This window comes from Bradyrhizobium sp. (assembly GCF_004799405.1).
GTDB lineage: Bacteria > Pseudomonadota > Alphaproteobacteria > Rhizobiales > Xanthobacteraceae > Bradyrhizobium.
The window spans coordinates 1-11,586 of the sequence record NZ_SSMW01000115.1; the positions used below are offsets into that span (position 1 = coordinate 1).

The 11,586-nt window shown below is 59.5% G+C and carries 11 protein-coding genes; 4 read left to right on the forward strand and 7 right to left on the reverse strand.

What is annotated here, in order from left to right:
- Window positions 1–520 precede the first annotated feature (520 nt).
- Window positions 521–1,321, reverse strand: coding sequence for a bifunctional hydroxymethylpyrimidine kinase/phosphomethylpyrimidine kinase (gene thiD, locus E7813_RS17720; RefSeq protein ID WP_291576011.1), 801 nt, complete (start codon window positions 1,319–1,321; stop codon window positions 521–523).
- 270 nt (window positions 1,322–1,591) lie between these two features.
- Here thiD and E7813_RS17725 point away from each other — a divergent pair, with 270 nt between their 5' ends.
- The 3 genes from E7813_RS17725 (at window position 1,592) to E7813_RS17735 (ending at window position 3,196) form a co-directional block, all read left to right on the forward strand.
- Entirely contained in the window at window positions 1,592–1,837 is a 246-nt protein-coding gene (locus E7813_RS17725; protein WP_029583462.1) for an Lrp/AsnC ligand binding domain-containing protein, read from the forward strand.
- 250 nt (window positions 1,838–2,087) lie between these two features.
- Window positions 2,088–2,321: a hypothetical protein gene (locus E7813_RS17730; RefSeq protein ID WP_291576013.1), complete on the forward strand. Its 234-nt coding sequence runs from the start codon at window positions 2,088–2,090 to the stop codon at window positions 2,319–2,321.
- Window positions 2,322–2,323: 2 nt separating this feature from the next.
- Window positions 2,324–3,196 (forward strand): glycosyltransferase family 39 protein, encoded by an 873-nt coding sequence (locus E7813_RS17735; RefSeq protein WP_291576015.1) that lies wholly within the window; start codon window positions 2,324–2,326, stop codon window positions 3,194–3,196.
- A gap of 309 nt (window positions 3,197–3,505) precedes the next feature.
- Here E7813_RS17735 and E7813_RS17740 read toward each other — a convergent pair whose 3' ends face one another.
- From E7813_RS17740 to E7813_RS17750, 3 genes are all read right to left on the reverse strand, one after another.
- Window positions 3,506–4,510 carry an NADP-dependent oxidoreductase gene (locus E7813_RS17740; RefSeq protein ID WP_291576017.1) on the reverse strand — a complete coding sequence of 335 codons (1,005 nt, stop codon included), beginning with the start codon at window positions 4,508–4,510 and terminating at the stop codon, window positions 3,506–3,508.
- 99 nt (window positions 4,511–4,609) lie between these two features.
- The gene (locus E7813_RS17745) at window positions 4,610–6,088 is read right to left on the reverse strand and encodes a caspase family protein (protein WP_291576019.1); all 1,479 of its coding nucleotides are present in this window, start codon (window positions 6,086–6,088) and stop codon (window positions 4,610–4,612) included.
- A gap of 84 nt (window positions 6,089–6,172) precedes the next feature.
- Window positions 6,173–7,111, reverse strand: coding sequence for a cytochrome c (locus E7813_RS17750; RefSeq protein ID WP_291576020.1), 939 nt, complete (start codon window positions 7,109–7,111; stop codon window positions 6,173–6,175).
- 161 nt (window positions 7,112–7,272) lie between these two features.
- Between E7813_RS17750 and E7813_RS17755 the strand changes: the two genes are divergently transcribed.
- Complete coding sequence (locus E7813_RS17755; protein ID WP_291576022.1) at window positions 7,273–7,692, forward strand: CHRD domain-containing protein; 420 nt, start codon at window positions 7,273–7,275, stop codon at window positions 7,690–7,692.
- Between the two features lie 809 nt (window positions 7,693–8,501).
- Here E7813_RS17755 and E7813_RS17760 read toward each other — a convergent pair.
- The 3 genes from E7813_RS17760 to E7813_RS17770 form a co-directional block, all read right to left on the reverse strand.
- A complete protein-coding gene (locus E7813_RS17760) occupies window positions 8,502–9,743 on the reverse strand; it encodes a hypothetical protein (protein ID WP_291576023.1) in 1,242 nt (413 codons plus the stop codon).
- Window positions 9,744–9,820: 77 nt separating this feature from the next.
- Window positions 9,821–10,480: an isoprenylcysteine carboxylmethyltransferase family protein gene (locus E7813_RS17765; protein ID WP_291576025.1), complete on the reverse strand. Its 660-nt coding sequence runs from the start codon at window positions 10,478–10,480 to the stop codon at window positions 9,821–9,823.
- A 95-nt stretch (window positions 10,481–10,575) separates the two neighbouring features.
- On the reverse strand, window positions 10,576–11,586 hold a 1,011-nt coding region (locus E7813_RS17770), incomplete at its 5' end, for an AMP-binding protein (RefSeq protein ID WP_291576027.1).

The following is an 11,586-nucleotide window of genomic DNA, read 5'->3' on the forward strand; positions in this document are numbered from 1 at the left end:
AACAAGCCATGCCGGTAACAGTCACCACAGGTCCACCGGATCATCCCGGCATTCCCGCACACGAGTGGTTTTAACGAGTTCCTTCGGGCTCTCCCCGGTGATCGGGTTTTGTTGTCACCGTCATCGGCAGAGTTGCCTCTGCTGACTTGACGCCGGCGTCGAGGCGTCAGGACCACACGACTTCATCGTCCGCAAAGTCGGCGCTCTCGTCTTAAGCACCGCTTGCGTCCACCGCATCCCGCCCCGCGTCCGTGACGATCGCGAGCGCCCCTTGAGGGGGCGGGACGAGATAGATATGAACTGATTTGGCTATTCTGAAAATCAGAATATTTTTTCGATAGGGGGCTGGACAAACCGGTGATTTGCTAGGCGGGTGGCGTCGCCTCGTAAATTTCAAATGTCGTCCCTGCGAACGCAGGAACCCATACGCCGTGTTGCCTATCGTGAAAGATGCTGTTCGACGGCTTTAGCACAACCCCACTCCCTGGGGTTATGGGTCCCTGCGTTCGCAGGGACGACGTCAGTAAAATTGATGGAAATGATGGATCGGTCCGTGGCCATGGCCGACGCCGAGAGCATCGGCGGCGGCAATCGCCGCGCTGATCCAGAGCTTGGCGTTGCGCACGGCGGTCTCGATGTCGTCGCCCTTCGCAAGCCCCGCTGCGATGGCGGATGACAGCGAGCAGCCGGTGCCGTGGGTATTTTCGGTCGCGATGCGCGGCGCCGCCAGCGCGACGGTGCCGTTGCCGCTGAAGAGATAGTCGGTGCTCTCGGCGCCCTGCCCGTGCCCGCCCTTGATCAGCACGGCTCGACAGCCCATCGACAACAGCCGCTGCCCCTGACGCGCGATCGCAGTTTCGCTTGACGCCAACGGTTCGTCCAGCAAGGCGGCGGCTTCCGGCAGGTTCGGCGTGATCAGCCAGGCGCGCGGGATGAGCTTGGTTCGCAACGCTTCGACGGCTTCAGTCGCCAGCAGCCGATCGCCCGAGCTCGCCACCATCACCGGATCGAGCACGATATGGTGCGGCGACCACCGCGCAAGTCCTGCAGCGATCGCGTCGATGGTGGCCAGTTGCGCCACCATTCCAATCTTGACGGCCTTGACGTCGAGATCGCTGAAAACCGCGTCGATCTGCGCGGTCACGAACTCGGCCGGCACCGCATGGATTCCGGTCACGCCGCGGGTGTTCTGCGCGGTCAGGGCCGTTATCACCGACGCGCCGTAGACTCCGAACGCCGCAAACGTTTTCAGGTCCGCCTGGATGCCGGCGCCGCCGGACGAATCCGAGCCGGCAATGGTGAGCGCGATGGGCTTCGTCATCACCTGGCTCTCAACCTTGTTCCTGATCTGGCTTGCAGCAATTTCAGCGATCCGGTGTTGGTCATATCCTGTCCTAGCGCGGCGGGGTATTGCCAGCAAGTTCGCTTGGCACGACGCCCGGTTTTTTGCTCCGGAGCCGCTTCCGTTCCGATGCAATCGGAACGGCGCTATAGATTCCGGTTTGACGCGTTTTCTTTACGCGGACCGGTATCCACTTCGCTCGAAAACGCTATATTGAGCCTCATTCGGCGCCCTTCGGAGACGACAGCGATGGTTCCCTTCTTCGTCCAGTTCAAATGCAAGCTCGGCCAGTCCTATGCGGTAGCCAACGCGCTCGCCGAGGCCGAGATCGCTTCCGAGATCTATTCCACCGCTGGAGACTACGATCTGCTGGTCAAGTTCTACGTCGACAACGACACCGACATCGGCCATTTCGTCAACGAAAAGGTGCAGGTCATTCCCGGCATCCAGGACACCCATACCATCATCACCTTCAAGGCGTTCGGCACCGGCTAGCGGCCGACAAGTCGGGGCCCTTGGAAAGCACTGTTTCAGCGGGCGGTTGGCGTTCTCGTTCGGACATAGGCCGTCCGATTTACCGCAAAGCACACCGCAACGAAAATCTCGCCAATGCTCTCGATGTTGGGTCCGGAGTGGTGGCAGCTCGGAGAAATCGCTTCGTATTAGGGTTGGATATACGCATCGCGTTATTTTGCTGATTTTTGCACTGTCGATTGTCCGAGTGATATTTGCGACGATGCTCGGGTTGACCTACGACGAAACCTACATCGCAGTGATGTCTCATCATCTCAGCATGGGGTATGTCGACCATCCGTCTATGGCGATGGCATTGAGTGCACTCTCGCAATTTTTGGCGGGAGATGACGGAAATCTGGCGCTAAGGCTGCCAGCGATTGCGCTGTTCGGTGGCACCACCTGGCTGGTTTACCGGATCGGAGCATTCCTGTTCGACGAGCAGTCGGGCTTCTACGCTTGCTGACGATGTCGCTGGCCCCGCTGTTCAGCTTTTATTTCGGCCTCACAGCCTCAACCGACGCTCCGATGTTGTTTGCCCTTGCGGCCGCAACGCTTTGTCTGTCGCATGCGCTGTTCGATGAACCGCATTCGAAGCCGGTTTTCTGGATCGCGGGAGGTTTTTTCTCCGGCCTCGCAATATTGTCGAAATACAACGCGCTAGTAGCGCTATTGGGTTTTGCCGTGTTTCTCTTCACGTCAAAGCGGCACCGTAAACTCCTTTTAACTCCAATGCCGTATCTGGCGGCCGCGATTGCAGTGCTGGTTTTCGCGCCTGTGATAATCTGGAACGCCCAACACGACTGGTTATCGTTCAGATTTCAGGGGGCGAGGACCTGGTCGTTCGGCTTTACGCCATTCGCCGTGGTCAAGTATCTCGCCGTTCAATTTCTGTTTCTATTCCCGATTCCATGGTTGGCAACGATCCGGGCAATGTTGCGGGCATTCAGGCTTGGACCGGCCAGCGAGCGCACCTGGTTTCTTGTCTGTCCCGGGGTTCTGCCGATCATATTTTTTACATTGCTGCGCATTTTCCCCAGCGTCCACAAGGGATATCACTGGGTCGCGCCTGGCTATCTCTTGCTTTGCCCGCTGGCCGGCGCGCTGGTCGCCGAGTTGATGAAACATCAGCCGCGAACGTCCCTCCACTTGTGGTCCGCCGTCGCATTGAACGCCATTCTATTCTTCGTTGTCGCGATCGACGTACGGACATTTTGGGGGTGGGATCTGGTGCCCTCGCTTGCTGGATACGACCCGCTGATTTCAGACACCGTCGACTGGACCGACCTTGCGCCGACTTTTGCACGGACGGACTCGGCGGCCGGCAACCGAAGCTTATGACGATCTCAAAGATTACTTTAAGAACGTCCAAATTCTCGATCCTGTAATCATTACCAAATTTGGAAAACCGATTTCAACGTTGACAATGTTGCGCGGGCGGGACTTCAACGGGACGTACCCGTGGCCATACCGATCCGAGACCGGCGCTTTGACCGGTTCGTCATCGGGGGATCAAGACTGAGGCCGGTCGCCGTAAGCTCGTCCAAGAGTGTGACGGGCAAAGTGGCGATCGGGCACAGTCCGGCTAGCGCAGCAGCTTGCAGGCCCGTTCGCCATAGAGGCTGCCGCCGATCGGGGCGAGCCATCAACTCATGGATTGGTGACCACCACTTTGCCTTTGGCGCGTCCGCTTTCGACATAGTCCAAAGCTTCGGCAATCTTCGCGAATGGATACGTTCTGTCGACGATGACCTTCAGTTTTTCCTGCTCGATGAGTTCGGCAAGCAGAGCAAGCTCGCTGCCGCTCGGATGCATGAAGAGATAGCGATAGCCGATGCCTGCGCGCCGGGCCCGGGATCGGATACGGTAGCTGATCAGCCAAAACAGCGCCGAAAGAGCCCGACGGCCGCCTAAATCCCTGATCGCCGTCTGCGGTTCTGGAAGCGCGGCGACTGAAACGATCCTGGTTCCAGGCTTCATGATTTCGAACATTTGTTCCAGGGTCTTGCCGCCAATCAGGTCAAATCCCGCATCAAATCGGCCTTCCACGCTGGATATATCCTGGAGCGTATAATCGATCACCTCATCACAGCCGAGCGAGCGCACCAGCGCTTCACCTCTCTTCGAAGCTGTTGTCGTCACATGTGCGCCCAGCCATTTGGCGATCTGAATTGCAAAGGTACCGACCCCTCCGGCGCCGCCTGAAATGAACACTTTCTGCCCCGGTTTGACCTGGAGTTCTTCCCTTAATGCCTGCAGAGCCGTCAGCCCCGCGAGCGGTACGGCGGCGGCAGCCGTGAAATCCAGATTCCGAGGCATGTGCGCCGCATCATCCTGATCGACGCAGGCTTGCTCGGCGAATGCGCCGGCGCGATCCTTTGCTACCCGGGCAAACACACGGTCACCGACGCGAAACCGCGTGACGTCGCTGCCAACGGCAATAACCTCGCCTGCCAGTTCGTTGCCGAGCACAAACGGAAGCCTAGGCCGCAGGATTGCGCGCAGCTTCCCCTGCCGGAACTTGAAATCCACCGGGTTCAGACCCGCAGCCCGTACCTCGACGAGAATATCCCGTGGCCTCGGCGCAGGTGCCGGGACATCCGATAGCAGCGAGCCTTCAGGACCGCCGTAATGCTTGAGAACGTATGCGCGCATGAACCTCCTCGCTCAGGAAGCGAGTATCGCCAAAGCACCGACCGAACGCGAACTAAAAACGCAGGACATGGCGGCGTAGCTGCGGAATGGCGAGCCTGGTTATCTCCGGTAACCGCCAGATGGGTAACCGCCGCGTCCACCAAACCCGCTTCCGAGACCGATGCCGATACCGATGCCTTCTATAACGGCGCCTGGCGGAACTGATCCCGGCGGCGGACCGGGCGGACCGCGCTCGACGACGTCTTCGTCGGTCGGCGGTTTGCGCTTGGGCGAGGATTTATCGACCCGTTTGGTCGGCGGTGGCGTTTCCACCTTTTTCTTGAAAGGCGGCGTCGGCGGCGTGGTGCATGGACATGTCGGCGCTAGCGCAACATTGGTCGGCGGCGGGACTGCAGGGCTTGTCAGCGTAGGCGGTGGTGTCGCGTTGTTTACAGCCAGGGCGCTGGCTTCGAGCGAACGGTTGCGGACGCGCTCCTGCATCGTGCGCGCAGTGGCGGCCAGATCGCTATTCGCATAGTTCGCAATGAACGCCTCGAACGATGCCGCGGTATTGATCGCGACGGCGGTATTCCATGCCAGCATCTCGCGCCGGCGTTCAAGTAGAGAACGTATACGCAGGTTATACGGCGGCTGGGGGAACAACGCGACAAAGGCCTCGTAGCCAGCGAGCGAGTCATCAGCGATAACGAGATCATACGCTGCCTTCGGCTCCTTGCCCTGCAAATCCCTGCGCCAGTCATCCGCACCCCGCGTTAGCGTTGCAGGCTTGGGCGCCATCGCTCCCGGCTGATCGGTGCCGGCCGCAAAGAATTTGAACTCGGTCGTCAGCGACGAGCTTTCCCAGGGAGTTTGTCGTCCATCGGTCGCCTGGTTTACCGCGACGCGGATCCTTTTGAAGGCTTCCTCGATTGACAAATTTGGTTCCTTTGCGACCGAGAGTACCGCGGTCGTGTATGGGCTGTCGTCGCCGCTACCGTCCTCCGCCTCGGAGCCCGGCGAGGTCGAATAGGAAATGAACGATCCGGTTGCACCAGCCTTGGTATCGACGATCGCCAGTCCACGCCCGGCGGTCTGGTTTAGCGCCGGGAACGGATTGTTGCGGCAGGCATCGAGCATGATGATGCGCATCCGGGTCGGCAACGCCCCTAACGTGTTCATGAGGTCGTTGAGCCGAACCGCTTGCAGCGGAATATCCCCTTCGCGTTTAGGATCGATATCGACCGGCACCAGATAATTCTCGCCGTCGATCTGCAAGCCGTGGCCGGCATAGAACACCAGCGCTATTGTGTCGGGCCCGCTCGCGGCCACCTTGGCGGCGAAGTCGCTGAAGGCACGACGCATGTCATCCTGCGACAGATCAGGCGCCGCGGTCACGTCGAAGCCGGCGCTACCAAGCAACTCCGCCATTCGCTTGGCGTCGTGCTCGGCGTTGGGTAGCGCCATCACGGCGCGGTAGGCCGACTGACCGACGACAAGCGCGACGCGGTTTTCCGCGGCTGCGGCGTGAGAGGCCGAAATCTGGGGAAACAGCCACAGTCCGAACACAAGCAATAGATCGCGAAAAACAGGACGGCGCATGATGTCACCTCCATGGCAATGTTCGCCAAATGCTCGCGGATGATGGCGGCTTTTTTACGCTACCGCCAATGCTGAGTACGACGATCAGGGCTTGTCGTCGCGCTTCGCCGCCTTTTTGGGCGGCGGCGGCCCGTCCACCGGCGGCAGCGACTTGAGATATTCGGCGATCGCCGCGCGGTCCTGGGGGCTTAACTGCGAGGTGTTCCTGATCACGCGCACCATTGATCCCCCTGCGCTATCGTTATCGGGCGTTTGCCCGGTTTCGAGGAAATAGGCGATGTCCTTTTCGCTCCAGTCACCAAGTCCTTTTTGGGTGATGTTCGGCACCCAGCCCTCGCCTTCCGGATCGGGACCACCCGCGAAACGCTGCGCTGCGATGATGCCGCCGAGGAAATTGCGCGGGCTGTGACATTCGGCGCAATGACCGAGGCTGTTGACCAGATACGCCCCGCGATTCCACGCAAGCGAGCGCGCCGCATCCGGCATGAACGGCTTGCCGTCCATGAACAGCCATTTCCAGATGCCGATATCGCGGCGGATGTTGAATGGAAACGGCACGTCGTGGCCGCGCACCTTGCCGGAAACCGGCGGCAGCGTTTTCAGGTGGGCGAAGAGGTCGCGGACATCCTCGAGCTTGGCGTGCTGATAGGACGTATAGGGAAAGGCCGGAAAGTAATGATATCCGGCCGGTGAAATCCCCCGGGTCACGGCATTGACGAAATCGGCCTCGGTCCAGCGCCCGATGCCGTCGGCCGCATCCGGCGAGATATTCGGAGCATAGAAGGTGCCGAACGGCGACGGTATCGCAAGGCCGCCGCCGAGCCTCAGGCGATCGGGCTGATTGGGCACCGCGTGGCAGGAGGAACATCCTCCGGCGTTGAATGTTGTCAGCCCGTTCGCAAGGTTCGGCGTATAGGCCGGCCCGGTCACGCCCAGCCCGGCCGGGGGAGCCGACAGCCACCAGAAAACGCCAAAACCGGCGGCGCCGACGGCAATGACGGCAATGACAAAGCGTCGCAGCATTCACCGACCTGTCGTTACAGCGGCTTTATGGCTATGATAGGCATTATTTCAGCCGTTGCCGGGTTGAAATTTTGCAGCGTTTCGGCCGGGTTCGGGAATAAATCCGAAATCTCATTGTTTTGAAACCGACACCATCATCTGGCGTCCACAGGGAGAGAACCATGTCAAAGACCATGCTTGCTACGCTCGCGCTGGGAGCGACCATTGCCTTCGCCGGACCCGCCTTCGCCGAAAAGATGAAGGCAACCCTCGACGGCAAGTCCGAAGTGCCCGCCACCACCAGCGCCGGCACCGGCACTGCCGACATCAACTACGACGCAGCCACCAAGAAACTGAGCTGGAAGCTGACCTATTCGGGGCTCTCGGGACCTGCGACCGCCGCCCATTTCCACGGACCCGCCGCAGCCGGCGCCAACGCCGGCGTCAAGGTTCCGATCGCCAATGCGGGCACCAGCCCGGTGGAAGGCAGTGCGACGCTGACCGACGAACAGGCCGCCGACCTGCTGGCCGGCAAGTACTACGTCAACGTCCACACCGCGGCCAACCCGGGTGGCGAAATCCGCGGTCAGGTGACGAAGTAAGCCTTTCGACCCGGACCCACAGGCCGGATTAATACAGAGAGGGCCGGACGCCACGGGCGTCCGGCCCTTTCTTCGGTTTGACCGGGTGCGATGACCTCCGCGCTCACCATGTCCATTCCCGCCTCTTGTTTTCTCACGATTAATTTATCGATTTGTCAAACCGGCGCAAAGGTTTGACACTTCCTGTTCGTGCTTTGGTTTCCGCGATTAGTGTATCGACACCCCTGCGGGCCATCCGCTCTTGGTTGGCGGCGACGGTGTAACGCTCCACCTCATTGAGGCTCTTATGGCCGGAGATCGCGGCAATGACATTGGCGCTGCATCCGGCTTCCGCCAGACGCCTACAGGAAGCCCGTGGGCTGAGGTTCCGCGCCACTCGGAACCAATTGGTGAAGCCCGGAGGCGTGAACGGCCTACCAAACGCCGTTGTCAGGAAAGTAAGGTTTTCGGACGGCGTAGCGTCAAGGACGGTCTGTAAGTCGGGATGGATCGTGGATCGCGAGCGTGGTTCCTGTCTTTTGCTGCTTCACATCGATGCAACCGTTGCGAACGTGCTGCCGACCCATCCGCACCACATCCCCCGCCGTTGCGCGGTATTGACTAGAAGCGCCAGCGCCAATCGCTCCCGAGTCCCCACGGGATGCCGCACTTCGAAGGCTGCGATGTCGTTCTCATTCCAAGTGCGGAAGCCGTCCGTTTTTCCCGATAAGTTCTTGATACCTGCGGTCGGGTCGGCGCTCAGCTGGACCCGCAGCGGACATTTTGTGCGAGTAAGCAGCTGTCAGGCACGTCAAATAAGTGACAATCAATCAGGCTACGCCTTGAGGTTGTTGGGCTGGGAACGGTTCGTCATCTGCTAAACGCCAGGTGCCGTCTGGAGCGACGAAGTCCAGCAACCCGCCGGTTGCTATAATCCATCGGACGAACTCGATGGGTCCGCACAGCGCCAAAAAGAAGTCGTACTTCGAACGTGCATCGTTGGCCATTACTATCTGATAGTGAAGGCGCAGGAAATGAAATCGATACCGGTTATAGGTTGCGGGCCGCAGCATCCGACGAAGCGGAAATTTGCGTATGTGGGGCTTGCTGCGAGACCATTCACGGTCAATTCGTCTTAATTCGACGGGATGAAATTTGTAGAAGCTAATGCAGTCCTCGATCGAATGAATCTCCCACCAGGCAATCGCGGCTTCGGCAGCCACTACGGCGATGGCGCCACGTCTTTGGCCGGCCTTTTGGTGCAGAACAACCTTTGGGATCGTTGCGCCAACAGTCAGCACGCAAACAGACGTTCCGACCGACGCGAAATCGGGATCGAGGCCGAGCGCTCTCGAGACGACGTCTACGGCAAGCATTGCGCCGAGACTGTGGCCCACGATGATGATTTCCTCGGCAGTCCTGCCGCGCGCGTGCTCTATCAACAGATTGGCGAATTGATCGAGCCGCTCTTCAAGATCGGGGCGGCTTCCGCGAATATAGTCATGGGTGAAGCTCCAAAGGTCCAGCAGGCTCAGTATCCTCAAACGCTCCCCGACCAGCCTCAAAAGACCGACGAACATCAAAATGCCGAGCGGAAACTCCACGACAACTGCACGGAAACCTGCGAGGCCGGACCAGGCAGCCAATTTGCAACCGATGAATCCAGCGCAACCCGCAAGCACCGCGGACAGGAGCATCGGGTATAGGTAATAAAAGCCGTAACGCCAGTTTGCGGCAAAGTATCGCTGCGATGCGCCGCTGACGATGAAATCGAAATAGTGCATCGACCCCTTTAGAATGCGTGTAAAGAAAGGCCGCGAAAGATCTTTCCGCACGAGGTCGTCCCAGAGCATGACATCGAATACAGTATCTACCTCCCAGTGAGAAGTGCTCGAACTTATCCGCCAACGGGCGCATGAGGTTGCACCGGGTGTTTCGAGCTCGCCGAGTTCGGTTGCAACATCCCAAGTGCGAGTGAAGATTTTGAGCTGGCCCGAGAAACGACGATATTGCGCGGCCGCGTCGATAGGATCATATCCTCCGAGATAAAACACGTGTCGTGACCTGATCATTCAGCATATCCCCCAGGTCGTCGGGCCCATCCGCGGAAATGTTGCCTGGTATGGCCGGCAACAAGATTCCGGCACGATTAATAAAGCCCCGGAATCAATCGGCACGTTCGTTTGCGATAGATGTCGTATTGAGCGCCGAATTGCTCGCACAGCAAGTTTTCTTCCGAACGGATGCGCAGAAGCAGCGGCGGCAACGTGAGGCCTACAAGCAACACTCCGACGCCCGACCGAAAAGCCAGCGCCCATCCCAGTGCATTGATCACGAAGCCCAGATAGCTCGGGTGGCGGATAACACCGTAGATTCCGCTCGTTTCCAGCGTATGTCCTGGCTGAACGGCGACGAATCCACTGAACCGGCGCCCGAGCACGAAGACTGGCCAGTAACGCAACACGCCGCCGGCAACGAACAGCGCGACGCCGAACCAGCGGACGGTATCGCCATCAAGCACGAAGATCTCCCGCCGGTCGGTATAGGCCGGCACGTAGGCAGCCAGCAGCCCCAGGATCGCGAAGGGTATCAGGAGCCATCGATCGGCGCGATCCGCACGATCGCCATTGCTCATGTTGTCGGGACTTATGGCTCCCGCACCACACATCGCAACGAGGGCGATGGAAAGTGCGATCCGGGCCGGATTGGAGAAGAAGGCAGTAAAGCCGCTCCAACCCAGCACAGCCAGTCCGAAATTGAAGAGCATTCCGATCGCAATGAAAGGTATGCCCTTGTGGGTCCGCGTCATACCTGCCTCATAGAGGTCGACAAACGCTTCAAACTCTGGTGGGCGGTGACGCCGCCATTGAGGCATCAAACTGCTTTCGCGGATCCGAAGTCGGTTCAGGGCCCAGACGGCGTGGTCGCGGAGACCATGCGGTTCATTTTACCGGTGATCGGGTTGGGGCTCAAGCTTGGTACCACCTTTATCGCAGCGCGCACCTCTGATGGAAGGCCAAGCTCGTTGAGCTTTCTCATCACGACGGATTCGGCGACTTGTTGATCCAATGAGGTCCCCGGCAGGAGTTCAAGCCCTATTTCGATACGATCGGGTGCGACCTGCACCGCCTGCCATTCCCGGACCTCGTGAAGGTATTCGATAGCCGTCTTGAACAAAATGTAAGTAAGCATCTGTTCCCCGACCCACAGGACCTCCTCGGACCTGCCCTCGATGCGCTCGATCCTGGGCATCAGGCTTCCGCAAGTGCAAGGCTGAGTCGCCAACGTCACGACATCGTCGATCTCGTAGCGAATGATTGGCTGGATGACGTTGACTAGATTGGTGACGAGAATTTTTGCGCCGGCCCGGCCAGCGGGAACCGGCCGATAATTCTCGTCGACCACCTCAAGTATGGATAAGTCGGCGTTGATATGCGCCCCACCATCGGTCGGGCAACCGTCGGCCAGAAACAAGCATTCGCCGACACCATAGTGATTGTACAACGGCGCGCCAAACGCCTGGCTGATCCGTTGCCGCGCGCGCTCGGTGAGCTCCTCACCGAAGCTGCTAAGTTGACGCAGACGCGGCGCGAGCCGCAGCCGGTGCGATTGACCTGCCAGCCAGTCCAGGATGCTTGGATAGGCCACGATAACGTTCGGCCGAAGGGCATTCAGGCGCCCGATGAGGTCGGCCTGCGTCGGCGACAGCCGGGTCATGTCGACGAAACCACCGACGAGGTCCGGCAAAAATGTGAAGGCGTGACCGGATGCGGAAAATCCGACCATCGAGATAACTGCGAGCTTTGTTGGCCGCAAAAGGCGGAGCAAACCTTTCGCCCCGCTCGGAATGCCCCGTGCATCAGCGCGGGTCGCGGTCGCCGCGAACAGAACCTCGAGGCAAGTGCGATCCTGCAC